Consider the following 23488-nt stretch of genomic DNA (forward strand, 5'->3'; position numbering starts at 1 on the left):
GGGCTGTTCGCCCATTAAAGCGGCACGCGAGCTGGGTTTAGAACGTCGTGAGACAGTTCGGTCCCTATCCGCCGCGCGCGTTGGAAACTTGAGAAAGGCTGTCCCTAGTACGAGAGGACCGGGATGGACGAACCTCTGGTGTGCCAGTTGTCCCGCCAGGGGCACGGCTGGTTGGCTACGTTCGGAAGTGATAACCGCTGAATGCATCTAAGCGGGAAGCACGTTTCAAGATGAGGTTTCCCACCCCCTTTGAGGGGTTAAGGCCCCCTACAGACCATGGGGTTGATAGGCCGGAGGTGTACAGCAGCAATGCCCAGCCGACCGGTACTAATAGGCCGAGGGCTTGCCACACAAACCCTCAACCAACACCACACCGCAGAACACCTGCAGACATCTTGCAGATCTCCTGCACACCACGCGTCCACTATCGAAACACCACGACTTCGCCACCCCATGCACCAACCGGGGAGGCGGCTAGAGTTACGGCGGCCATAGCGACAGGGAAACACCCGGTCCCATACCGAACCCGGAAGTTAAGCCTGCCAGCGCCGATGGTACTGCAACCGAGAGGCTGTGGGAGAGTAGGACGCCGCCGGACAACATTTCCAGAAAGGCGACCCGATTCGTTCGGGTCGCCTTTCTGCTTTTTGTTGTCTCACCGCTCGTCCGCGGCTGTGGAAACGTCCCGGAGTCGTCCACAGGCGGCGCCTCGACCCGCTTGTCCACAACCGGGACGCCGGGGCCGCCGACCCTGTCCGTCGCCGCGGTCAGGCTGCGGGGCAGGAGGTGATGTGCATGTCCGCACAGACGAAGAAGAAGGAAGCGGTTACGGTCGAGCTCAACGAGGTGCGCCTGGTGGGACGGGTCTCCGAGCCGGAGGCCCGGGAGCTGCCCAGCGGTGACACCCTCGTGGCGTTCCGGGTGGTGGTCGCCCGCCCGCCGGGGCGCGAGGACCGCAGCAAGGTCACCGTCGACGCGCTCGAGTGTGTTGCCTGGACGCCGCGGGCCCAGCGCTCGGTGGCCGGCTGGCGGCCCGGTGACGTGGTGGAGGTGACCGGCGCGCTGCGCCGGCGGTTCTTCACGACGGGGGCGGGACGGGTCTCGCGGACGGAGGTGGAGATGACGAGGGGCCGCATTCTTCGTCGTGCCAGGACCGGATGAAGACCCCGAACGCCGGCTTGGGCTGAAACGACGTCGCCTTCTCCGGGAAGAGCCGGCCGGCCTCCACCACCTGCTGCACCTGCGCCAGCGCCGGAGCCGGCAGCAGCACCGCAGCACCGTGGTCGGGTCCGGCCTGGCGCAGGGCGTCCTGGGCGAAGTGGTGGTAGCTGATCCGGGTCGGTCCGTGGCCCAGCGAGGGGACGAGGCTGTCGTGGAGCACCTCGACCTCGACCCGGCCGTCGCCGAGGTCGGGTTCGACGACCAGCCAGGTCTCATTGTCCGTGGCCACCAGGCTCGACGGGCCGAGGGCGGCGACGGCCCGCTCCTGCGTGGTCTCGTGCGTCGCGATGCCGAGGGACGCCGCCGCGTCGGCGATGTCGCGCACCGACGACCCCACCAGGACCCGGTGGATGGCCCCGAGGAACAGCGGGGTGTCGTCGTGGTCGACCAGCATCGCCAGCCCCCGGTCGGTGGCGGCGCCAGGATCGCGCTGCTGCAGCTTGAGGTAGGCGGCGTAGCGGTGGTGGCCGTCGGCGATCAGGGCGTTCGTCGGTGCCAGGTGTGCGTCGATGGCGGCCAACATGGCCGGGTCGCGCAGCGACCAGATGCGGTGCAGCTGGCCGGGACGGTCCACGACCTGCTCGGCCGGCGCGGCCCGGACGGTGCGCAGCAGGTCGCGCAGCGCCTCGGGCGAGCGTTGGACCAGGAGGATCGGCGCGGGGTTGATGCCCATCTCCGCCATCCGGTCGGCGAGGTCGTCGGCCTGGGCGGGGTAGAACCCCTCGTGCGGGAGGATCGCGCGCTGCTCCAGGCGGGTGGCCCGGCGGGAGACCTCGACGGCGCCGACCAGTCCGCGCACGGTGATCCCGCTGACGGTGTACTCGTGCAGGTACAGCGCCGGTTCGGCGTCGTGGATCAGGAACCCACGCTGCTCCCAGGCACGCAGCCGCTTCGGGACGTCCTGGTAGGGCCGCGCCAGGGTGCGGGCCGAGGCGGGATCGCCGATGCGGGACGCCGTCAGCCGGATGCCGCGGAAGGGCGCGAGGCGGAGCGGACCGGCGACGAACGGTGGGATCACCGGTGCCTGGTCCATCGGGGAAGCCTACGAGAGCCGGCCTGAGGCCGAGGCGCCGCCACCGGCTGCGACAGTGGGTCCATGCTCACGCCCTCACGGCCGCTCTGGCGCGACTACGACCTCGCGATGCTCGACCTCGACGGGGTCGTCTACGTGGGGCCCGACGCGGTCCCCGGCGCGGCCGAGCACCTGGCACAGACCCGGCGCTCCGGCATGCGGTTGGCGTTCATCACCAACAACGCCTCGCGCCCGCCTCAGGCGGTCGCCGACCACCTCCAGGAGCTGGGGGTCGAGGCCTCGACGGCCGACGTGGTGACCTCGGCGCAGGCGGCCGCGGGGGTGCTGCTCGACCGTCTCGGGTCCGGCGCCCGCGTCGTGCTGCTCGGCGGCGAGGGTCTCGACGTCGCGCTCCGCGAGCGCGACCTGGTCCCGGTCGGGGTCGACGACGACGCCGACGCGGTCGTGTCCGGCTACGGCCCGCGGGTCCTGTGGGGCGACATCATGCGCGCCACGGTCCGGATCCGCGACGGTCTGTGGTGGGTGGCGAGCAACACCGACGGCTCGATCCCGACGCCGTACGGCGTGGCACCGGGTCACGGGGTGCTCGTCGACACGATCCGCCGGTTCTCCGGCGTCGACCCGGTCGTCGCCGGCAAGCCGGCGCGCCCGCTGCTCGACGAGACGATCCGCCGCGTGGGCGGTGACCGGCCGCTGATGGTGGGCGACCGGCTCGACACCGACATCGAGGGCGCCCGCGCGGTCGGCATCGACTCGCTGCTGGTGCTCACCGGGGTGACCGGCCTGGCCGAGCTGGCCGCGGCCCGTCCGCAGGAGCGGCCGACGTACGTCGGTCTCGACCTGCGGGCGCTCGGCGAGGCGCAGCCCGAGCCGGTCGGCGACGGCGACGGGTGGACGCTCGGCGGGTGGCGCGCCACGGTCGAGGACGGACGGCTGCAGGTCACGGGTGACGGCGCGGCCGCCGACTGGTGGCGGGTCGTGGCGCCGGCGTGCTGGTCGTGGCTCGACACCCGGGGCGAGGTGGCGGACACCGGTGCGGCGAGCCCGCCGGTAGCCTCGACCCCATGACGGAGCTCGCCGACATCGACGACCTCGACGACCTGCCGCCCGACCGACCGGAGCCCACCGGCGTCGCCCGGGTCGACGCCGTCCTCGACGCCGTGGCCTCGGTGGCCGACCGGCCGCTCGACGAGCAGGTCGCGGTCTTCGAGCAGGCCCACGCCGAGCTGCGCGGCGCGCTCGACCACCCCGGCGCGGGCTGACCGTGCCGCCACGGCGGCTGCGCCTCGACGCCGAGCTGGTACGCCGGGGCCTGGCGCGCTCGCGCGAGCACGCTGCGGAGCTCGTCACCGGCGGCCGGGTCAAGGTCTCGGGAGCGGTGGCGACCAAGCCGGCCACCGGCGTGACCACCGACGTCGCGATCGTGGTCGCTGAGGACCCCGACCGCCCCGACTACGTCTCCCGCGGGGGGCACAAGCTGGCCGGCGCGCTCGACGTGTTCGAGCCGGCCGGCCTGCAGGTGGCGCGGCGCCGCTGCCTCGACGCCGGCGCCTCGACCGGCGGGTTCACCGACGTCCTCCTGCGGCGCGGCGCGCGGGAGGTGGTCGCGGTCGACGTGGGCTACGGGCAGCTGGCGTGGTCGCTGCAGAGCGACGACCGGGTCGCGGTCCACGACCGCCAGAACGTCCGCGAGCTGACCCCCGACCTGATCGGCGGCGCCGTCGACCTGGTGGTCGGCGACCTGTCGTTCATCTCCCTCACGCTGGTGCTCGACGCCCTGGTCGGGGTGACCGCGCCCGACGGCGACCTGGCGCTGATGGTCAAGCCGCAGTTCGAGGTCGGCAAGGACCGGGTCGGCAAGGGCGGCGTCGTCCGCGACCCGGCGCTGCGCGTCGAGGCGGTCGAGCACGTCGCCGACCGGGCCGCGGCCCGCGGCTGGGGTGCGCGCATGGTCGCCCGAAGCCCGCTGCCCGGTCCGTCGGGCAACGTCGAGTTCTTCCTCTGGCTGCGGCGGGGTGATCCCGAGCTCTCCGCCGACGAGGTGGCGCGCGCTGTGCACGGCGTCGACGACCTGGGGGTGCCGGGTGAGAGGCTGGAGCCATGACCCCGCGCCGAGTCCTGCTGCTGGCCCACACGGGCCGGCCCGAGGCGCGCGTCGTGGCGTCCGCGTTCGTCGAGGGCCTGACGCAGGCCGGCATCGTCGTCCGGCTCGTGGCCTCGGAGGCCAAGGACCTCGGGCTCGACCCGGTCCAGAGCGACCCGCGGCTCGAGCTCACCGAGTCCGAGAGCGACGCCAGCCGCGACTGTGAGCTGACGGTGGTGATCGGCGGCGACGGCAGCATCCTGCGGGCGGTCGAGATGACCTACGACAGCGGCACGCCGGTGCTCGGGGTCAACCTCGGGCACGTCGGGTTCCTCGCCGAGGCCGAGCGCGAGGAGGTCGAGCCGACCATCCGGGCGATCGTCGACGGCTCCTACGACGTCGAGGACCGGTTGACCCTCGACGTCGAGGTCTACGACGCCGGGCCCGACGGTGCGCTGGTCGCCCACACCTTTGCCGTCAACGAGGCCAGCGTCGAGAAGGCCGCCCGCGAGCGGATGCTCGAGGTCATCGTCGAGGTCGACGGCCGGCCGTTGTCGCGCTGGGGCTGCGACGGCGTGATCTGTGCGACCCCCACCGGCTCGACGGCCTACAACTTCAGCGCCGGCGGTCCGATCGTCTGGCCCCAGGTCGAGGCGCTGTGCCTGGTGCCGCTCAGCGCCCACGCGCTGTTCGCCCGTCCCATGGTGGTGGCGCCGTCCTCACGCATCGCGATCGAGGTGCTGGCCCGCACCGAGGGCGGGGTGCTGTGGTGCGACGGTCGGCGCACGGTCGACCTGCCCCCCGGCGCCCGCATCGAGGTACGCCGCGGCGCCCGGCCGGTCCGGCTCGCCCGGCTGCACCAGGCGCCGTTCACCGACCGGTTGGTGGCCAAGTTCGGCCTCAACGTCGAGGGCTGGCGCGGGGCGGGCGAGCGGCGGCGCCTCGGCGTCCCCGACGCCGGGGACACCCCGTGATCGAGGAGATCCGGATCAGCTCGCTCGGCGTCATCGACTCCTCCGTGCTCGAGCTCGGCCCGGGGCTGACGGTGATCACCGGTGAGACCGGCGCCGGCAAGACCATGGTCGTCACGGCACTCGGCCTGCTCCTCGGCGGCCGCGCCGACACCGGCGCCGTCCGCACCGGGTCCAAGCAGGCGCGGGTCGAGGGCGTCGTGCGCGCCGGCGGCCTCGACGAGTTCACCGCCGCGGTCGAGGAGGCCGGCGGCGAGGTCGAGGACGGCGTCGTCGTCCTGGCCCGCAACGTCTCGGGCGAGGGCCGCTCCCGCGCCTTCGTCGGCGGCGCGTCGGTGCCCGTCGCCCGCCTGGCCGAGGTCGCCGAGTCCCTCGTCGCCGTCCACGGCCAGTCCGACCAGCACCGGCTCCTGCTCCCGCGCGCCCAGCGCGACGCCCTCGACCGGTTCGGCGGCGCCCCGCTCGCCCGGCTGCTGGCGACGTACACCACGACCTACCGCGCGCTGGAGTCCACCCGCCGCGAGCTCGCCGAGGTCACCGCGACGGCCCGCGAGCGGGTCCGCGAGGCCGACCTGCTGCGCTTCGGGCTCGGCGAGGTCGAGGAGGTCGCGCCCGAACCGGGCGAGGACGAGTCCCTCGCGGCCGAGGAGTCCCGGCTCGGCTTCGCCGACACCCTGCGCACCGCCGCCGAGCAGGCGCGCGAGGCGCTGTCGAGCGAGTCCGGCGGTCCCGACGCGCTCGGCACCACGTCCGCGGCCCGCGGCTTCCTCGAGGGCGTGCGCAACCACGACCCGGAGGCCGCCGAGCTGGCCGACCGGCTCGCCGAGGTCACCTACCTCGTCTCCGACGTCGCCGCCGACGTCGCCTCCTACGCCTCCCGGCTCGACACCGACCCGGCCCGGCTGGCGGCCGTCTCCGAGCGCCGGGCATCGCTGACCGCGCTCACCCGCAAGTACGGCGACACGGTCGACGAGGTGCTGGCCTGGGCCGAGCAGGCCGGCACCCGGCTCCTCGACCTCGACTCCACCGACGAGCACATCGCCGCGCTGACCGTCGAGCGCGACCGGCTCGGCGCCGAGCTCACCGCCGCAGCCGCCGCCCTCAGCAAGGCCCGCACCAAGGCTGCGAAGAAGCTGGAGAAGCAGGTCACCGACGAGCTGACGCTGCTCGCGATGCCCCACGCGCGCCTGGCCATCAGCGTGACCCCGATCGAGCCGGCGTCCCACGGCGCCGACGACGTCCAGCTCCTCCTCGCCGCCAACACCGGCGCCGAGCCCCGCCCGCTCACCAAGGGCGCCTCCGGCGGTGAGCTCTCCCGGGTGATGCTCGCGCTCGAGGTCGCGCTCGCCGGCACCAGCCCGGTCCCGACGTTCGTCTTCGACGAGGTCGACGCCGGGGTCGGGGGAGCGGCGGCGGTCGAGGTCGGACGCCGCCTCGCCGAGCTCGCCCGGACCGCCCAGGTCCTCGTCGTCACCCACCTGCCGCAGGTCGCCGCCTACGCCGACCGGCACGTGCTGGTCCAGAAGGCCAGCGACGGCTCGGTGACCACCTCGGGGCTGACCGTCCTCGACGACGCGGCCCGCGAACGCGAGCTGTCGCGGATGCTCGCCGGCCTCGCCGACTCCGACACCGCCCTGGCGCACGCCCGTGAGCTGCTCGAGGTCGCGCAGTCGTCGCGCGCCGCGGACTGAGCACTCCCGACCTGGGATAGGATGGAGTCCCGTGAAGGTGGCCCCGGTTGACCAGTCCAAGCACGTGTTCGTCACCGGAGGCGTCGCCTCCTCCCTCGGCAAGGGGCTGACCGCCTCCAGCCTCGGTCGTCTGCTGCGCTCGCGCGGCCTGCGCGTGACGATGCAGAAGCTCGATCCCTACCTCAACGTCGACCCCGGGACGATGAACCCGTTCCAGCACGGCGAGGTGTTCGTCACCAACGACGGCGCCGAGACCGACCTCGACATCGGGCACTACGAGCGGTTCCTCGACACCGACCTCGGCCAGATCGCCAACGTCACCACCGGGCAGGTCTACTCCAGCGTCATCGCTAAGGAGCGCCGCGGCGACTACCTCGGCGACACCGTCCAGGTGATCCCGCACATCACCAACGAGATCAAGGACCGCATCCTGGCGATGGGCGGCCCCGACATCGACGTGGTGATCACCGAGATCGGCGGCACGGTGGGCGACATCGAGTCGCTGCCCTTCCTCGAGTCCGCCCGGCAGGTGCGCCACGAGATCGGCCGCGACAACTGCTTCTTCCTGCACGTCTCCCTGGTGCCCTACATCGGGCCCTCGGGCGAGCTGAAGACCAAGCCGACCCAGCACTCCGTCGCCGCGCTGCGCCAGGTCGGCATCCAGCCCGACGCGGTGGTCTGCCGCGCCGACCGCGAGCTGCCCGACTCGATCAAGCGCAAGATCTCGCTGATGTGCGACGTCGACGAGGAGGCCGTCGTCACCGCCGCCGACGCGCCGTCGATCTACGACATCCCCAAGGTCCTGCACCGCGAGGGCCTCGACGCCTACGTCGTGCGCCGGCTCGACCTGCCCTGGCGCGACGTCGACTGGACCGTGTGGGACGACCTGCTGCGCCGGGTCCACCACCCCAAGGAGGACGTCACCATCGCGCTGGTCGGCAAGTACGTCGACCTGCCCGACGCCTACCTCTCGGTGGTCGAGGCGCTGCGGGCCGGCGGCTTCGCCCACGAGGCCAAGGTGCACGTGCGCTGGGTGCCCTCCGACGAGTGCCAGACGCCGGCCGGCGCCGCCAAGCACCTGGCCGACGTCGACGCGGTCGTCGTCCCCGGCGGGTTCGGGATCCGGGGGATCGAGGGCAAGCTCGGCGCCCTGACCTTCACCCGGACCCACCGCATCCCGACGCTCGGGCTGTGCCTGGGCCTGCAGTGCATGGTCATCGAGTACGCCCGCAACGTCGCCGGGCTCACCCAGGCCGCGTCCACCGAGTTCGACCCCGACTGCGCCGAGCCGGTGATCGCCACCATGAAGGAGCAGGAGTCCTACGTCGACGGCGCCGGCGACCTCGGCGGCACCATGCGCCTGGGCCTGTACGCCGCCGACCTCGCCGCCGGCAGCCTGGCCCGCGAGGCCTACGGCGAAGCCCGGATCGAGGAGCGCCACCGGCACCGCTACGAGGTCAACAACACCTACCGCGACCAGCTCACCACCGCCGGGCTGGTCTTCTCCGGCGTCAACCCCGACCTCGACCTCGTCGAGTTCGTCGAGCTCCCGCGCGAGGTGCACCCCTACTACGTCGCCACCCAGGCCCACCCCGAGCTGCGCTCGCGGCCCACCCGGCCGCACCCGCTGTTCGCCGGGCTCGTCGGAGCGGCGATCGAGCGCCAGAAGGAGCTGCGCTTCCCGATCGAGGTCGACCCGCTCGACGTCGACGACGACGTCGACACGGATGTGGATGCTGCCGGCGGGGCCGAGTCCCCGGTCGCGGTCGGTCACGACGGGTGAGCGAGGCGCTGGAGGACGTCCCCACCGCGTGGCCCGTGCGGTCGAGCACCGACCTGCACCGTGACGGCTGGGTGGTGGCCCTGCGGGCCGACCAGGTCGAGACGCCCGACGGCGCCGTCGCGCGGCGGCTCGTGCTCGAGCACCCCGGCGCCGCGGTGATCCTCGCGGTCGACGACGACGGCCGCGTGCCGCTGCTGTGGCAGTACCGCCACCCCGCCGGCCGCCGGTTCGTCGAGATCCCGGCCGGGCTGCTCGACGGCGAGCCCGGCGAGGAGCCCGTCGACGTCGCCCGCCGCGAGCTGCGCGAGGAGGCCCAGCTGCAGGCCACCGAGTGGACCCACCTCACCACCTCCTACCCCTCGCCGGGCATCTCCGAGGAGGTCCAGCACCTGTTCCTGGCCCGCGGCCTGAGCGCTGCCGACCGCGGCGACTTCGAGCTGCACCACGAGGAGGCCGACATGACCGCGGCGTGGGTGCCGTTCGACGACCTGCACGCCGCCGTGCTGGCCGGCCGGGTCACCGACGGGCCGGTGATCCAGTGCGTCCTGCTGGCCCGGGCGCGCGGGCTCGTCTGACCCGACCCGTCCGGCCGGGCTCGTCCGACCGGGCCCGTCCCACTAGGGTCGCGAGCAGGCCACCAGCCTGCCCCGTACCCCGACACCCAGGGAGACCCCCGTGCGCATCGGCGTGCCCAAGGAAGTCAAGAACCACGAGTACCGCGTCGCCATCACGCCCATCGGCGTGCACGAGCTGGCCGCCCACGGCCACGAGGTGCTGATCCAGGAGGGCGCCGGCGTCGGCTCCTCCATCCCCGACGAGGAGTACGTCGCCGCGGGCGCGACCATCGTGCCGACCGCCGAGGACGCCTGGGGCACCGAGGGCGGCGAGGGCGCCGTCGAGATGGTGCTCAAGGTCAAGGAGCCGGTCGCCGAGGAGTACCACCGGATGCGGGAGGGGCTGACCCTGTTCACCTACCTCCACCTCGCCGCCGACAAGCCGCTGACCGAGGAGCTGATGCGGCGCCAGGTCACCGCGATCGCGTACGAGACCGTGCAGCTGCCCTCGGGCGCGCTGCCGCTGCTCTACCCGATGTCGGAGGTCGCCGGCTGCCTGGCACCCCAGGTCGGCGCCTACGCGCTGCAGAAGGCGCACGGCGGTCGCGGCGTGCTGATGGGCGGCGTCGGTGGTGTCGCCAACGCCAAGGTCGTCATCATCGGCGCGGGTGTCTCGGGCCAGAACGCCGCCAACATCGCGCTCGGCATGGGCGCCGACGTCACGCTGCTCGACACCGACCTCGACAAGCTGCGGATGTCGTTCTGGCGCTACCACAACCGCGTCCACGGCCTCGCGTCGTCGCGGCTGGCCATCGAGCAGCAGGTCACCGAGGCCGACATGGTCATCGGGGCGGTGCTCATCCCGGGCGCCGCCGCCCCCAAGCTGGTCAGCAACGAGCTGGTCTCGCGGATGAAGCCCGGCTCGGTGCTGGTCGACATCGCCGTCGACCAGGGCGGCTGCTTCGAGGACACCCACGCCACCACCCACGCCGACCCGACCTACCAGGTGCACGGCTCGACGTTCTACTGCGTGGCCAACATGCCGGGCGCGGTACCGACCACGTCGACGTACGCGCTGACCAACGCGACGCTGCCGTACGCCGTCGCGCTCGCCGACCGCGGCTGGCTCGGCGCCTGCACGGCCGACCCGTCGCTGGCGCTCGGCCTCAACACCCACGCCGGTCGGCTCACCAACGGACCGGTCGGCGAGGCGGTCGGCATCGAGTCCGTGCCGCTCGACGACGTCCTGACGGCCTGACGGCGAGGGCGGGTTGGACGACGTCGCACGCGCGGTCCGCACCTACCTCGACCACCTCACGGTCGAGAAGGGGCTGGCCGCCAACACCCTGACGTCCTACCGCCGCGACCTGCGGCGCTACCTGGGCTACCTGGCGGGGCAGGGGATCACCGACCTGGCCGCGGTGACCGAGGCGACGGTGACGTCGTTCCTGGTGAGCCTGCGCGAGGGCGACGCCGACCACCCGCCGCTCAGCTCGACCTCGGCGGCGCGGACCGTCGTGGCCGTGCGCGGCTTCCACCGGTTCGCGGTCAGCGACGGCCTCGCCGAGGTCGACCCGGCCGCCGCGGTCAAGCCGCCCAGCCCGGCCAAGCGGCTTCCCAAGGCCCTGCCGCTGTCGGACGTCGAGGCGATCCTCGACGCCGCCGGCGCGCCCGGCACGACCCTGGCGCTGCGCGACCGCGCGCTGCTGGAGGTGCTCTACGGCACCGGCGCCCGGATCTCCGAGGCCGTCGGCCTCGACGTCGACGACCTCGACCTGACCGACGGGGTCGTGCTGCTGCGCGGCAAGGGCGGCAAGGAGCGCCTGGTGCCGGTCGGGTCCTACGCGCGCGAGGCCGTCGAGGCCTACCTGGTGCGCGGGCGCACCGAGCTGGTGACGTCGCGCGCCGTCGGCGGGGCGCTGTTCCTCAACTCCCGCGGCGGACGCCTCTCGCGCCAGTCCGCCTGGGCGGTGCTGGTCAAGGCGGCCGACCGCGCGGGGGTGACCCGCGACGTCTCGCCGCACACCCTGCGCCACTCCTTCGCCACCCACCTGCTCGACGGCGGGGCCGACGTCCGCGTCGTCCAGGAGCTGCTCGGCCACGCCTCGGTCACCACCACCCAGGTCTACACGCTGGTCACCGTCGACAGCCTGCGGGAGGTGTTCGCCACCGCGCACCCCCGCGCCCGCGAGTGAAACCAGGACGCGGTGGGCAACGTCCCACCCCGTAGCACCGCCCAGCTCTGTCCAGCACCCACGCAGCACCACGCAGCACCCATCCCTCGACTCCCCATGTCTGGAGCCATCCCATGACCGTGCGCCGCACGCTCGCGCCCCTCGTCCCCCTCGCCCTGTGCGCAGCCCTCCTCGTCGGTTGCGGCGGTGACGACGAGCCCGACGACGCCGGGTCGGAGGACCCGACCTCGCAGGCCGCCGAGCCGACCGACGACCCGACCACCGAGAGCGACCCGGCGGAGCCCAGCGAGCCCGCGACCGACGGCGAGTCGGAGTCCGAGGACCCCGAGGAGCCCGGAACCGACGACCCGGCGGGGCCCGTCCCGGCCGACGCGCAGGAGCTGTGCGCGGCCTTCGAGACCGCCTTCAGCGCCATCGACGCCGTCGCGACGCAGGAGGCCCCGACCGGCGACGAGCCGCTCCCCGGCGAGTTCGTCGAGGCGATGCAGCGGTGGGGCCAGGACCTCGAGGACGCCGCGATCCCCGACGGCCTCACCGACGACCAGCGCGCCGGCATCGCGGTGATGTCGCGCCTCCTGCTCGCGCTGCCCGACGACGCCACTGGCAGCGACCTCGACGCGCTCGAGACCGACCTCACCGAGGATGAGGACGGCCAGGTCGACGCCGCGGGCGAGTACGTCCAGGGCACCTGCGGCATCGGCTCCTAGTCCCTCACCGAGGCGGGTCGGGCACCGGGTGCGAGGATGGCCCGGTGCCCGACCCCGTCAGTGCCACCGCCACCGACAGCGGCACCGACAGCGGCACCGACAGCGGCGCCGACACCGACTGGGACGCCGTCTACGACGACATCACCGCCTACGCCGCCGGGCGCGGGCTCGAGCTGTACCCGCACCAGGACGAGGCGGTCCTGGAGATCCTCGCCGGCAGCAACGTCGTGCTGGCGACCCCGACCGGCTCGGGGAAGTCGCTGGTGGCGCTCGCCGCGCACAAGGCGGCGCTCGCCGACGACCGGGTGTCCTTCTACACCGCGCCGATCAAGGCGCTGGTGAGCGAGAAGTTCTTCGACCTCTGCCTCGTCTTCGGCGCCGACAACGTCGGCATGCTCACCGGGGACGCCTCGGTCAACGCCGACGCCCCGATCATCTGCTGCACCGCGGAGGTGCTGGCCAACATCGCCCTGCGCGAGGGCGCCGACGCCGACGTCGGCCTGGTCGTGATGGACGAGTTCCACTTCTACGCCGAGCCCGACCGCGGCTGGGCCTGGCAGGTGCCGCTGCTCCAGCTCACCCGCACCCAGTTCGTGCTGATGTCGGCCACCCTTGGCGACGTCTCCGAGCTGGCGGCCGACCTGACCCGGCGCAACGGCCGCGAGACCGCGGTGGTCGACCAGGCCGAGCGTCCGGTGCCGCTGACCTTCACCTGGGCGCTCACGCCGCTGGCGGAGACGCTGGAGGAGATCGTCACCACCCACCAGGCGCCGGCGTACGTCGTGCACTTCACGCAGAAGGACGCCGTCGAGCACGCCACGTCGCTGCTCAGCGCCTCCTGGCTGCCCAAGGGCACCGTCGTCGACCTGCCCGTGGGGTTCCGCTTCGGTGCCGGCTTCGGCAAGACCCTCGCCAAGCTGCTGCGCCGGGGGATCGGCGTCCACCACGCCGGGATGCTGCCGCGCTACCGACGGCTGGTCGAGCAGCTGGCCCAGCAGGGCGTGCTCACCGTCATCTGCGGCACCGACACGCTCGGGGTCGGCATCAACGTGCCGATCCGCACCGTGCTGTTCACCGCCCTGGCCAAGTACGACGGCAACCGCTCGCGCGTGCTGCGCACCCGGGAGTTCCTGCAGATCGCCGGGCGAGCCGGACGCGCCGGGTTCGACACCGCCGGCTACGTCGTGGCCCAGGCGCCGGAGCACACGATCGAGAACGAGAAGGCCAAGGCGAAGGCCGACGCCAAGAACGCCGCCAACCCGAAGAAGAAGTCCAAGGCGCACCTGAGGAAGCCGCCCGAGGGCACGGTGGTGTGGACCGAGGCGACCTTCGACAAGCTGGTCGCCGGCGTGCCCGAGCCGCTGGTGTCGCGGATGAAGGTCGACAACGCGATGCTGGTCAACGTCCTCTCCCGCGACGAGGACGCCTTCGGGGTGCTGCGGCGGCTGCTCACCGACAACCACGAGCCCCGCAAGCAGCAGCTGCGGCTCGCCCGGCGGGCGCTGCGGCTGGCGCGCAGCCTGATCACCTCGGGCACCGTGGTGCGCCTCGACCGGCTCGACGACCTCGGTCGCCGCTACGTGCTGGCCGACGACGTACCCGACGACTTCGCGCTCAACCAGCCGCTCTCGCACTTCGCGATCGAGGCGCTCGACCTGCTCGACCCCGAGTCCGACGACTACACCGTCGAGATCGTCTCGGTCATCGAGGCCACCCTGGAGGCGCCGCGGCAGATCCTGTTCGCCCAGCAGCACGCGGCGCGCGGAGACGCGATCGGGGAGATGAAGGCCGACGGCCTGGACTACGACGAGCGGATGGCGCTGCTCGACGAGATCACCTGGCCGAAGCCGCTCGAGGAGCTGCTCGAGGCGACCTACGAGATCTACCGCGGACGGCACCCCTGGCTGCGCGAGGACGCCCTCGACCCCAAGTCGGTGGTGCGCGAGATGTACGAGCAGGGCATGTCGTTCACCGACTTCTGCTCGCGCTACCAGCTGGCGCGGTCGGAGGGGCTGGTGCTGCGCTACCTCACCGACGCCTACCGCGCGCTGCGGCAGACCGTGCCCGAGTCGCACCGCACCCCGGAGCTCGACGACCTGCTCGAGTGGCTCGGCGAGACGATCCGCCAGACCGACTCCTCGCTGCTCGACGAGTGGGAGGCGCTCAACGATCCCGACCACGCCGCCCGCAACGTGACCGAGCGCGAGCCGCCCACCTCGCCGCGCCCGATCTCCAAGCAGGACCGGGCGTTCCGGGTGATGGTGCGCAACGCCATGTGGCGCCGGGTCGACCTGATCGCCCGCGACGACCTCGACGGGCTGATGCGCCTCGAGCGCGCGGCCGCCGACCGGGTCGACCCGCCACGGTCGGTCGGGATGGGCCGCTCGGCCTGGGACGAGGCGATCGAGGCCTACTACGCCCAGCACGACTCGGTCCTCACCGACGGTGACGCCCGCGGCCCCGAGCTGCTGCGGATCGTCGGCGAGACCGGCACGCCCGCCGGCGTCGACCCCGACGACGCCGAGGCCCCCGACGACGTACGGCTGTGGCGGGTCACCCAGACCCTCGCCGACCCCGCCGGCGACCGCGACTGGGTGGTCGAGGCCGTCGCCGACCTCGACGCCTCCGACGACGTCGGCGAGCTCGTCCTGGCCGCCGTCGCGTTCCGCTGCCTCACCGACTGACGGGTCCTCCCGGTGACCCGGTGGTGAGGCCGCGACGGGGTCGGACCTAGGCTCCCGGCGAGTCGTCCCCAAGTCGCCGTGTCGACATTGTTGACTGGCAGGACCCCGGCCCCCACCTCGACGACCACCACCAGAGGAGCAGTCATGACTGACGGATCGTTCGTCGGCACCCCCGAGATGCCACCACGGACGGAGGTCCCCCGACCGGTCGAGCGCGAGCAGGTCGCCGAGACGCTGCCCTTCGAGCGGCCGGCGCCGCCCGCCCCGGCTCCGGCGCCCGTCGCCGACGTGGAGATCGGGCCGACCGGACGGCCGATGCCGGTCTTCCCGCAGCCCGGCCCGGTCGTCGAGGGACGCCCCGCGCGGGTGGTCTCGATGTGCAACCAGAAGGGCGGGGTCGGCAAGACCACGACCACCATCAACCTCGGGGCGTCGCTGGCCGAGCAGGGCCGCCGGGTGCTGCTCGTCGACTGCGACCCCCAGGGCTCGCTGTCGGTCGGGCTGGGGCTCAACCCCCACGAGATGGAGCTGACCGTCTACAACCTGCTGATGCAGCGCGACGTGACGCTCGACGACGTCGTCGTGCCCTCGGGTGTGCCCGGCATGGACCTGCTGCCGTCCAACATCGACCTGTCGGCCGCGGAGGTGCAGCTGGTCCACGAGGTCGCCCGCGAGCAGACCCTGCAGCGGGTGCTCGCGCCCGCGCTCGACCAGTACGACGTCATCCTCATCGACTGCCAGCCCTCGCTGGGCCTGCTCACGGTCAACGCGCTGACCGCCTCCGACGGCGTGATCGTGCCGCTGGAGTGCGAGTACTTCGCGCTGCGCGGGGTGGCGCTGCTCAAGACGACGATCGACAAGGTCCGCGAGCGGCTCAACCCCAAGCTCGAGATCGACGGGGTCCTCGGCACCATGTTCGACGGCCGCACGCTGCACAGCCGCGAGGTGATGGACCGGCTCGTCCAGGCGTGGGGCGACACCGTCTTCCACACGGTGATCCGGCGCACGGTGAAGTTCTCCGACTCCACCGTCGCCGGCGAGCCGATCACGACGTACGCCGCGTCGTCGGCCGGCGCCGACTCCTACCGCCAGCTCGCCCGGGAGGTGCTCGCCCGATGGCCCGACGAGTGAGCCTGCCGACCGCCGACGACCTGTTCCGGCCGACGGCGCCCGACACCGACCCCGCGGCGGGGAAGCCGCAGGGATCGGTGCGCGCGGTGCCCGACGCCCCGCAGGACACCGACGAGACGCCCGACGACTCCGCCGACCAGCCCACCGGGGCGGCCAAGAAGCGGGCCAGCGGCCGGATCAAGCACGACGAGAAGATGACCGTCTACGTCACCTCCGCCGAGCTGCTCGACCTGGAGCGCACCCGTCTCGAGCTCCGCGGGGACCACGGCCTGGCGGTCGACCGGGGCCGCCTGGTCCGCGAGGCGATCGACCTGGTGCTGGCCGACTTCCACGATCGAGGTGCCGACAGCATGCTGGTGCGTGGGCTCCTCGACGGATGAGCACCCCGTGACGGAGACGCTGGAGGCGACCTCCGCGGAGCCGTCGGTGGAGTTCTCGCTGCGGCTCGACAACTTCGAGGGTCCGTTCGACCTGCTGCTGAGCCTGATCGCCAAGCACAAGCTCGACATCACCGAGGTCTCGCTGTCCACGGTCACCGACGAGTTCATCGCCCACGTCAAGGCCGGCGGGTCGGTCTGGGACCTCGAGCAGACCACGTCGTTCCTGCTCGTCGCCTCGACCCTGCTCGACCTCAAGGCGGCGCGGCTGCTGCCGCAGGGCGACGTCGAGGACGAGGAGGACCTGGCGCTGCTCGAGGCGCGCGACCTGCTGTTCGCCCGGCTCCTTCAGTACAAGGCGTTCAAGCTGGTCGCGTCGGTGCTGGAGACGCGTCTCGAGGGCGAGTCGCGCCGCCACCCGCGGGCCGTGGGGCTGGAGGAGCGCTTCGCCGGGCTGCTGCCGGAGGTGCTGATCGGCATCGGGCTGGAGCAGTTCGCCGGCCTGGCTGCGAAGGCGCTCGAGCCCAAGGTCGAGCCCGAGGTCGGGCTGCACCACATCCACGGGTCGACCGTCTCGGTGCGCGAGCAGGCCGGCCTCGTGGTCGACCGGCTGCGACGCGGCGGCACCATGACGTTCCGGGCGCTGTGCGGCGACTCACCCGACACCCTGACGACCGTCGCCCGGTTCCTGGCCCTGCTCGAGCTGTTCCGCGAGGGCGCCGTCGCCTTCGAGCAGGCCCGGGCGCTCGGCGAGCTGACCGTGCGCTGGACCGGCGACGACGAGACCGCCGAGACCATCGACATCGACGAGTTCGACGGCACGCCGTTGCCCGTCCCCGAGGAGGACGCATGACCGAGACCGAGACCGACGCCGGGGCCGACCAGCTGCTCGCCGTCCCGGTGGCCGAGCTGCGTCCCGCGCTCGAGGCGGTGCTGATGGTCGCCGACCAGCCGCTCGACGCGACCGTCCTGGCCACCGCGGTCGGCTACCCGGCCGGGGAGGTGACCGCGGCGCTCGACGCCCTCGCCACCGAGTACGCCGAGCAGGGGCGCGGCTTCGAGCTGCGCAACGTCGCCGGCGGCTGGCGGTACTACACGCGCGAGGAGTACGCCGCGGTCATCGAGGGCTTCGTGCTCGAGGGTCAGCAGGCGCGCCTGACCAAGGCGGCGCTGGAGACGCTGGCGGTGGTCGCCTACAAGCAGCCGGTGTCCCGCGCCCGGGTCTCGGCCATCCGCGGCGTCAACGTCGACGGCGTGATGCGCACGCTGCTGACCCGCGGGCTGGTCGAGGAGGCCGGCCGCGACGGCGAGCACGGCGCCACGCTCTACCGCACCACCGGCTACTTCCTCGAGCGCATCGGCGTCGAGTCGATCGACGAGCTGCCCGAGCTGGCGCCGTACCTGCCCGACATGGACGACTTCGACGACGAGCTGTCGGAGATGCTCGGCGGACCCGCGCCCGAGCCGGCGGTCGAGCCGGCGGTCGAGCTGGCGCCCTCCGACGAGGACGGCGGCACCCCGTGAGGGACATCGAGACCGACGACGACGGCCTGGTGCGGCTGCAGAAGCTGCTGGCCCAGTCGGGCGTCGCCTCGCGCCGCAAGTGCGAGGAGCTGATGCTCGACGGTGAGGTGGTCGTCGACGGCGAGGTCGTCACCCGGCTCGGCACCAAGGTCGACCCCCGCACCGCGGTGATCCGGGTCTCGGGTCGGCGGTTGCCGCCGGTCTCCGAGCACGTCTACCTGGTCCTGCACAAGCCCCGCGGCGTGGTCTCGACGATGTCCGACCCCGAGGGTCGCCCGACGATCGAGGACTACGTCGCCGAGCGCCCCGAGCGGCTCTTCCACGTCGGTCGCCTCGACACCGACACCTCCGGCCTGCTGCTGCTCACCAACGACGGCGACTTCGCGAACAAGATGGCGCACCCGTCGTACGAGGTCGACAAGACCTACGTCGCCGAGGTCGACGGCGAGGTCGGCAAGGACACGGTGGCCCGGCTGCTCGCCGGGGTGGAGCTCGACGACGGCCCGGTGCACCCGACCGCGGTCAAGGTCGTGGCCGCGACCCGGCAGAAGTCGATCGTCGAGCTGGTCATCCACGAGGGCCGCAACCGGATCGTCCGCCGGCTCCTGGCCCACCTCGACCACCCGGTGCGCAAGCTCAGCCGCACCCAGCTCGGCCCGGTGCGGCTCGGTCCGCTGGGCTCCGGAGAGCTGCGCGAGCTGACCAACGACGAGCTGGGGGCGCTGCTCGACAGCGTGCGGCGGTGAGCGCCCCCGAGCGACTGCTCCACGAGTGGTACGTGGAGGAACGCGAGTACCGACGGCAGGAGGAGCGCCGCGGCCGGCGGCACGCCTACGAGACGCTCGACCCAGCGCGGACGGCCCTGGTGGTCGTCGACGTCGTGCCGTTCTTCGCCGAGGGGTCGGCGTACTGCCGCGGCATCGTGCCCCACGTCAACCGGTTGGCCAGCAGCACGCGCGCGGCGGGCGGCACCGTGGCCTGGGTCGTGCCGAGCAACGGCCCGCCGACGGCCTGGGCGCGCGGGTTCTACGGTGACAGCGTGGCCGCGCTGTACGCCGGTTCCGGCCGCGAGGGCAGCGTCCGCGACCGCTTGTGGCACGAGCTCGACGTCGCTCCCGACGACCTGCTGGCCGAGAAGAGCTCCTGGGGTGCGTTCTCGCCTGGCGCCTCGACGCTGCCGGCCCTGCTGGAGGAACGCAGCGTCGACACCATCGTCGTCGCCGGGACGGTGACCAACGTGTGCGTCGAGACGACGGTCCGCGAGGCGGCGTCGAGCGGCTACCGGGTCGTGCTGGCGGCCGATGCGTGCGCGGCCGGTCGCGACCAGGACCACAACGCCACCCTCCACGTCGTCTACCGCAGCTTCGGCGACGTCCGCAGCACCGAGGAGATCGTGGGTCTGCTCCGAGCCGGGTCGTCCGTCCGGCCGTGACGCCGGTGGCGGGCGGGTGGTCTCGAGACGGGCCTGGCGGCCCTCCTCGACCATCGTGTGGTCCGGGTTGACCGGGATCCGCGTTGACCGGGATCCGCGTTGACCGGGATCCGGGTTGACCTGGATCCGGGTTGACCGGGGACCTGGCGGCGGGGCGGGGGAGGTCCCGCCCTAGCCTGAGGCCCATGGCAGTGCGTGCGGTCAGGGGAGCGACCCAGCTCGACGTCGACGAGCGCGAGCAGATGCTCGAGCGGGTCTCGGAGATGGTGCTCGACGTGATGGCCTCCAACGGCCTCGACGTCGACGACTTCATCTCGGTGGTGTTCACCGCCACCAGCGACCTGCACAGCGAGTTCCCGGCGTACGCCGCGCGGCAGCTCGGCTTCGGTGACGTGCCGCTGCTGTGCGCCCGCGAGCTCGAGATCGAGGGATCGATGCCGCGGGTGGTGCGGATGATGGCGCACGTCGAGACCGACCTGCCCCGTGCCGACATCACCCACTGCTACCTGCACGGTGCCGCGGCGCTGCGCAGCGACCTGACCCGGGTGCGGTCGGTCCCCGACCAGTGACCCCCGCGTAGGATCAGGCCCCGTGGCAGGCGACCTGGGGCACATCGTGGTGGCAGTGGACGGCACGTCGGGCTCGGGGAAGTCCAGCACGTGCCGTGGCGTGGCCGAGCGACTCGGCCTGCGCTACCTCGACACGGGCGCGATGTTCCGTGCCGTGACGTGGTGGATGCTGCAGCACGACGTCGACGTCCACGACGCCGCAGCGGTCGCCGCCCGGGTCGACGGGCTCGACCTCGTCTCCGGCACCGACCCGGCCGGCCCGACCATCTCCGTCGACGGCACCGACGTCAGCGCCGAGGTGCGCACCGACGCCGTGACCCGGGCGGTCTCGCCGGTGAGCACCGTCGCCGAGGTGCGTGCGCGGCTGCTCGACCTGCAGCGCCGGATCATCGGGGACGGCGGCATCGTCGTCGAGGGCCGCGACATCGGCTCGGTCGTGTGGCCCCAGGCCGAGGTCAAGGTCTACCTGACCGCCGACCCTGCCGCCCGCGCCGCCCGCCGCGCGCTCGAGGAGGGTGGCTCCGACGTGGGCGACACCGAGGCCGTGCTCCGCGAGCGCGACCGCATCGACTCCGGTCGCGCCACCGCCCCGCTCGTGCAGGCCGACGGCGCCGTGCACCTCGACACCACGACGTACACGCTCGACGAGGTGGTGGGACTCCTCGTCGGGCTCGTCGAGGACACCGTGGAGCCGGCGCGGTGACCAGCCAGGAGCTCACCACCCGCTCGGCCTGGCCCCGCAGCGAGGACGTCGACGCACCCTCCCGTTGGCTGCTGCACGGCGGGCGGCCGCTCATGCGCTGGGCGATCCGGCGCCGGTGGGACGTCCGCATCCACGGTGCCGAGCACCTGCCGTCCTCCGGGCCGGTGATCGTGGCGGCCAACCACGTGGGTGTCGCCGATGGCCCGCTGATGGCCATCCTCGCCCCGCGGCCCGTGCACGCGCTGACCAAGCAGGAGATGTTCACCGGCTTCATGAGCCGGTTCCTGCGCTGGGCCGGACAGGTGCCGCTGGACCGGATGCACACCGACCCGCGGGCGGTGAAGACGAGCCTCAAGGTGCTGCGCGAGGGACGGGTGCTCGGCATCTTCCCCGAGGGCGCGCGCGGCGCGGGTGAGCTCGAGCTGTTCCACCGCGGCGCGGCCTACCTGGCCATGGTCACCGGTGCGCCGATCGTGCCGCTGTTCATGTTCGGCACCCGCGAGCCGGGCGGCTCGTCGTCGTCGCTACCGCCCCGCAAGCGCACGATCGACCTCGTCTTCTGCCCGCCGTACGCCGTCGATGCGGTGCCGTGGCCCCGCACGCGGGATGATGTCGCGGAGGCGTCGCGCCTGCTCCGAGCCAGGATGCTGGCCGACCTCGCGGAATCCATCCGCACCACCGGGCGTTCCCTCCCGGGGCCGATCCCGGCCGCCAAGGACGAGCAGGAACCAGACCCCGGCGGGGGTGTCACGGAGAAATCAGCATGAACAGCGAAGCGATCGACGCGGACGAGACCACCGAGCAGGACGGTCCGATCCCGGTGCTCGCTGTCGTCGGACGCCCCAACGTCGGCAAGTCCACCCTGGTCAACCGGATCATCGGACGCCGCGAGGCCGTCGTCGAGGACGTGCCCGGCGTGACCCGCGACCGGGTGCCCTACGACGCGCACTGGAACGGCCGGGCCTTCACCGTCGTCGACACCGGCGGCTGGGACCCCGACGCCCGGGGTCTGGCGCAGCGCATCGCCGCGCAGGCCGAGGTCGCCGTGACCCTCGCCGACGCCGTCCTGTTCGTCGTCGACGCCACCGTGGGCATCACCGACGCCGACGAGGAGGTCGTCAAGATCCTGCGTCGCTCCGGCAAGCCGGTGGTGCTGGCGGCCAACAAGGTCGACGACATGCGCACCGAGGCCGAGGCCTACGGCCTGTGGAACCTCGGGCTGGGGGAGCCGTGGCCGGTCTCGGCCCTGCACGGGCGTGGGTCGGGCGACATGCTCGACGCGATCCTGGAGGCGCTGCCCGAGCCGCCGCCCGACCGCGACAAGGAGGTCGGCGGCCCGCGACGGATCGCGATCGTCGGCAAGCCCAACGTCGGCAAGTCCTCGCTGCTCAACAAGCTCGCCGACGAGGACCGGGTCGTCGTCGACAACGTCGCCGGCACCACGGTCGACCCGGTCGACGAGCTGGTCGAGCTGGGCGGGCGGCTCTGGCGGTTCATCGACACCGCCGGCATCCGCAAGCGGGTCAAGGAGGCCTCGGGCCACGAGTACTACGCCTCGCTGCGCACCACCACGGCCATCGACCGAGCCGAGGTCGCCGTCCTCGTGGTCGACGGCGGGCAGTCGGTCTCGGAGCAGGACCTGCGCATCATCCAGACCATCCGCGAGGCCGGACGCGCGCTGGTGATCGCGTTCAACAAGTGGGACCTCGTCGACGACGAGCGCCGCTACTACCTCGAGCGCGAGATCGAGCGCGACCTCGTGCAGGTGCAGTGGGCGCCACGGATCAACATCACCGCCCGCACCGGCTGGCACGTCGACCGCCTGGTGCCGGCCATCGACAAGGCCCTGGAGGGCTGGGAGACCCGCGTCAGCACCGGCACCCTCAACAGCTTCCTCGGTCGCCTCGTCGCCGAGCACCCCCACCCGGTGCGCAGCGGCAAGCAGCCCAAGGTGCTCTTCGGCACCCAGGCCGGCACCGCGCCGCCGACGTTCGTGCTGTTCACCTCCGGACGTCTCGAGGCGTCGTACGAGCGCTACATCGAGCGACGGCTGCGCGAGGAGTTCGGCTTCGTCGGCACCCCGATCATCCTCAACCAGCGGGTGCGCGAGAAGCGCAAGCGCTGATCCCCCGCTTGACCCGTTCGAACATCTGTTCGATCATGGGGGGTGCCCTCCCGACCCACCCTGACGCCGCTCGACCCCGCCCGTTCGGTGGTCGACCAGCTGCGGGAGCGGGTCGCGGCCATGGAGCACAAGCCGGCCCGCCAGGGTGTCCCGACCCTGCCCGGGCTGGCCGACCTGGTCCCGCTGCACGCGGGGGCGACGTACGGCGTCGACTCCGCCTCGCTGGCCCTCGCCCTGGCCGCCGGGGCCTCCCAGGCGGGGGAGTGGGTGGGGTTCGCGGGGTGTCCCGACTTCGGTGCCGAGGCGGCCGCCGAGCTCGGCGTCGAGCTGTCGCGCACCGTGCTGGTGCCCGACCCGGGGGAGCACTGGCTGGAGGTGACCGCCGCCCTGGTCGACGTGCTGCGGGTCGTGGTGCTGCGCCCTCCGGCCTCGGTCGACGCCCGCGCGGCCGGGGTGCTCGACTCCCGGCTGCGCACCCGCTCGTCGGTGCTGGTGGTCTGGGGCGACTGGCCGCGGGTCGAGGCGCGGGTGAGCGTCGAGGAGTCGCGGTGGACCGGCCCCGACGCCGGGCGCGGGCGGCTCCACGAGCGTCGCGCGCGGGTCGTCGTACGACGGGGGGCCCGGCCGCCCGAGCGCGCTGAGCTGACCTGGCCCGGGGTCCACCGCGAGGTGGCGCTGGTCACCCGTCTGCGGGAGTCGGGATGA

At 73.0% G+C, this 23488-nt stretch carries 24 protein-coding genes and 2 rRNA genes; 25 read left to right on the forward strand and 1 reads right to left on the reverse strand.

Annotated elements, in window-relative coordinates; translation table 11 throughout:
• The 3 genes from AC4MBH_RS12940 to AC4MBH_RS12950 all read left to right on the forward strand — a co-directional run.
• Positions 1 to 351 (forward strand): 23S ribosomal RNA (locus AC4MBH_RS12940); the annotation flags it as partial.
• Positions 352 to 481: 130 nt separating this feature from the next.
• Positions 482 to 598: ribosomal RNA gene (rrf, locus tag AC4MBH_RS12945) — 5S ribosomal RNA — on the forward strand.
• 197 nt (positions 599 to 795) lie between these two features.
• Positions 796 to 1161 (forward strand): single-stranded DNA-binding protein, encoded by a 366-nt coding sequence (locus tag AC4MBH_RS12950; RefSeq protein ID WP_491795299.1) that lies wholly within the window; start codon positions 796 to 798, stop codon positions 1159 to 1161.
• Here the strand turns inward: AC4MBH_RS12950 and AC4MBH_RS12955 are convergent.
• Positions 1079 to 2254, reverse strand: coding sequence for a DUF1015 family protein (locus tag AC4MBH_RS12955; protein WP_491795300.1), 1176 nt, complete (start codon positions 2252 to 2254; stop codon positions 1079 to 1081). The genes AC4MBH_RS12950 and AC4MBH_RS12955 overlap by 83 nt on opposite strands.
• 63 nt (positions 2255 to 2317) lie before the next feature.
• On the opposite strand from AC4MBH_RS12955, the gene AC4MBH_RS12960 reads away from it, so the two are divergent.
• From AC4MBH_RS12960 to imuA', 22 genes are all read left to right on the forward strand, one after another.
• A complete protein-coding gene (locus AC4MBH_RS12960) occupies positions 2318 to 3322 on the forward strand; it encodes an HAD-IIA family hydrolase (protein WP_491795301.1) in 1005 nt (334 codons plus the stop codon).
• Complete coding sequence (locus AC4MBH_RS12965; RefSeq protein ID WP_491795302.1) at positions 3319 to 3516, forward strand: hypothetical protein; 198 nt, start codon at positions 3319 to 3321, stop codon at positions 3514 to 3516. The genes AC4MBH_RS12960 and AC4MBH_RS12965 overlap by 4 nt, the downstream gene beginning before the upstream one ends.
• A 2-nt stretch (positions 3517 to 3518) precedes the next feature.
• Positions 3519 to 4358, forward strand: coding sequence for a TlyA family RNA methyltransferase (locus AC4MBH_RS12970; RefSeq protein WP_491795303.1), 840 nt, complete (start codon positions 3519 to 3521; stop codon positions 4356 to 4358).
• The gene (locus AC4MBH_RS12975) at positions 4355 to 5311 is read left to right on the forward strand and encodes an NAD kinase (protein WP_491795304.1); all 957 of its coding nucleotides are present in this window, start codon (positions 4355 to 4357) and stop codon (positions 5309 to 5311) included. The genes AC4MBH_RS12970 and AC4MBH_RS12975 overlap by 4 nt, the downstream gene beginning before the upstream one ends.
• Positions 5308 to 6999 (forward strand): DNA repair protein RecN, encoded by a 1692-nt coding sequence (gene recN, locus AC4MBH_RS12980; RefSeq protein WP_491795305.1) that lies wholly within the window; start codon positions 5308 to 5310, stop codon positions 6997 to 6999. The genes AC4MBH_RS12975 and recN overlap by 4 nt, the downstream gene beginning before the upstream one ends.
• A gap of 37 nt (positions 7000 to 7036) precedes the next feature.
• Entirely contained in the window at positions 7037 to 8782 is a 1746-nt protein-coding gene (gene pyrG, locus AC4MBH_RS12985; RefSeq protein ID WP_491795678.1) for a CTP synthase, read from the forward strand.
• The gene (locus AC4MBH_RS12990) at positions 8779 to 9357 is read left to right on the forward strand and encodes an NUDIX domain-containing protein (protein WP_491795306.1); all 579 of its coding nucleotides are present in this window, start codon (positions 8779 to 8781) and stop codon (positions 9355 to 9357) included. The genes pyrG and AC4MBH_RS12990 overlap by 4 nt, the downstream gene beginning before the upstream one ends.
• A 100-nt stretch (positions 9358 to 9457) precedes the next feature.
• Positions 9458 to 10594, forward strand: coding sequence for an alanine dehydrogenase (gene ald / locus AC4MBH_RS12995; protein WP_491795307.1), 1137 nt, complete (start codon positions 9458 to 9460; stop codon positions 10592 to 10594).
• A gap of 13 nt (positions 10595 to 10607) precedes the next feature.
• On the forward strand, positions 10608 to 11531 hold the full coding sequence (gene xerD, locus AC4MBH_RS13000; protein ID WP_491795308.1) for a site-specific tyrosine recombinase XerD: 924 nt from the start codon (positions 10608 to 10610) through the stop codon (positions 11529 to 11531).
• Between the two features lie 113 nt (positions 11532 to 11644).
• Entirely contained in the window at positions 11645 to 12238 is a 594-nt protein-coding gene (locus tag AC4MBH_RS13005) for a hypothetical protein (protein WP_491795309.1), read from the forward strand.
• Between the two features lie 44 nt (positions 12239 to 12282).
• Complete coding sequence (locus AC4MBH_RS13010) at positions 12283 to 14922, forward strand: DEAD/DEAH box helicase (RefSeq protein WP_491795310.1); 2640 nt, start codon at positions 12283 to 12285, stop codon at positions 14920 to 14922.
• A gap of 144 nt (positions 14923 to 15066) precedes the next feature.
• Positions 15067 to 16053, forward strand: coding sequence for a ParA family protein (locus AC4MBH_RS13015; RefSeq protein ID WP_491795311.1), 987 nt, complete (start codon positions 15067 to 15069; stop codon positions 16051 to 16053).
• A complete protein-coding gene (locus tag AC4MBH_RS13020; RefSeq protein WP_491795312.1) occupies positions 16038 to 16433 on the forward strand; it encodes a hypothetical protein in 396 nt (131 codons plus the stop codon). Before AC4MBH_RS13015 ends, AC4MBH_RS13020 begins: the two co-directional genes overlap by 16 nt.
• Positions 16434 to 16440: 7 nt before the next feature.
• Positions 16441 to 17283, forward strand: a complete 843-nt coding sequence (locus AC4MBH_RS13025; RefSeq protein ID WP_491795313.1) for a segregation and condensation protein A — start codon at positions 16441 to 16443, stop codon at positions 17281 to 17283.
• Positions 17280 to 17954 (forward strand): SMC-Scp complex subunit ScpB, encoded by a 675-nt coding sequence (gene scpB, locus AC4MBH_RS13030; protein WP_491795314.1) that lies wholly within the window; start codon positions 17280 to 17282, stop codon positions 17952 to 17954. Before AC4MBH_RS13025 ends, scpB begins: the two co-directional genes overlap by 4 nt.
• Positions 17951 to 18700: a pseudouridine synthase gene (locus AC4MBH_RS13035; RefSeq protein ID WP_491795315.1), complete on the forward strand. Its 750-nt coding sequence runs from the start codon at positions 17951 to 17953 to the stop codon at positions 18698 to 18700. Before scpB ends, AC4MBH_RS13035 begins: the two co-directional genes overlap by 4 nt.
• Complete coding sequence (locus tag AC4MBH_RS13040) at positions 18697 to 19386, forward strand: isochorismatase family protein (RefSeq protein ID WP_491795316.1); 690 nt, start codon at positions 18697 to 18699, stop codon at positions 19384 to 19386. The genes AC4MBH_RS13035 and AC4MBH_RS13040 overlap by 4 nt, the downstream gene beginning before the upstream one ends.
• Before the next feature lie 185 nt (positions 19387 to 19571).
• Entirely contained in the window at positions 19572 to 19955 is a 384-nt protein-coding gene (gene aroH, locus AC4MBH_RS13045) for a chorismate mutase (RefSeq protein ID WP_491795317.1), read from the forward strand.
• A 22-nt stretch (positions 19956 to 19977) separates the two neighbouring features.
• A complete protein-coding gene (cmk, locus tag AC4MBH_RS13050) occupies positions 19978 to 20658 on the forward strand; it encodes a (d)CMP kinase (RefSeq protein ID WP_491795318.1) in 681 nt (226 codons plus the stop codon).
• Positions 20655 to 21425, forward strand: coding sequence for a lysophospholipid acyltransferase family protein (locus tag AC4MBH_RS13055; RefSeq protein ID WP_491795319.1), 771 nt, complete (start codon positions 20655 to 20657; stop codon positions 21423 to 21425). Before cmk ends, AC4MBH_RS13055 begins: the two co-directional genes overlap by 4 nt.
• Positions 21422 to 22783 (forward strand): ribosome biogenesis GTPase Der, encoded by a 1362-nt coding sequence (gene der / locus AC4MBH_RS13060; protein WP_491795320.1) that lies wholly within the window; start codon positions 21422 to 21424, stop codon positions 22781 to 22783. Before AC4MBH_RS13055 ends, der begins: the two co-directional genes overlap by 4 nt.
• Positions 22784 to 22825: 42 nt before the next feature.
• Positions 22826 to 23488, forward strand: coding sequence for a DnaE2-dependent mutagenesis accessory factor ImuA' (gene imuA', locus AC4MBH_RS13065; RefSeq protein WP_491795321.1), 663 nt, complete (start codon positions 22826 to 22828; stop codon positions 23486 to 23488).

This window comes from Nocardioides sp. WJ219 (assembly GCF_058559815.1).

Bases quoted from the DNA above. Each gene is read 5' to 3' on its own strand.
- AC4MBH_RS12950 (WP_491795299.1), top strand. From the start codon at position 796: ATGTCCGCACAGACGAAGAAGAAGGAAGCGGTTACGGTCGAGCTCAAC.
- AC4MBH_RS12955 (WP_491795300.1), bottom strand. From the start codon at position 2,254: ATGGACCAGGCACCGGTGATCCCACCGTTCGTCGCCGGTCCGCTCCGC.
- AC4MBH_RS12960 (WP_491795301.1), top strand. From the start codon at position 2,318: ATGCTCACGCCCTCACGGCCGCTCTGGCGCGACTACGACCTCGCGATG.
- AC4MBH_RS12965 (WP_491795302.1), top strand. From the start codon at position 3,319: ATGACGGAGCTCGCCGACATCGACGACCTCGACGACCTGCCGCCCGAC.
- AC4MBH_RS12975 (WP_491795304.1), top strand. From the start codon at position 4,355: ATGACCCCGCGCCGAGTCCTGCTGCTGGCCCACACGGGCCGGCCCGAG.
- AC4MBH_RS13005 (WP_491795309.1), top strand. From the start codon at position 11,645: ATGACCGTGCGCCGCACGCTCGCGCCCCTCGTCCCCCTCGCCCTGTGC.
- AC4MBH_RS13015 (WP_491795311.1), top strand. From the start codon at position 15,067: ATGACTGACGGATCGTTCGTCGGCACCCCCGAGATGCCACCACGGACG.
- AC4MBH_RS13020 (WP_491795312.1), top strand. From the start codon at position 16,038: ATGGCCCGACGAGTGAGCCTGCCGACCGCCGACGACCTGTTCCGGCCG.
- scpB (WP_491795314.1), top strand. From the start codon at position 17,280: ATGACCGAGACCGAGACCGACGCCGGGGCCGACCAGCTGCTCGCCGTC.
- aroH (WP_491795317.1), top strand. From the start codon at position 19,572: ATGGCAGTGCGTGCGGTCAGGGGAGCGACCCAGCTCGACGTCGACGAG.
- der (WP_491795320.1), top strand. From the start codon at position 21,422: ATGAACAGCGAAGCGATCGACGCGGACGAGACCACCGAGCAGGACGGT.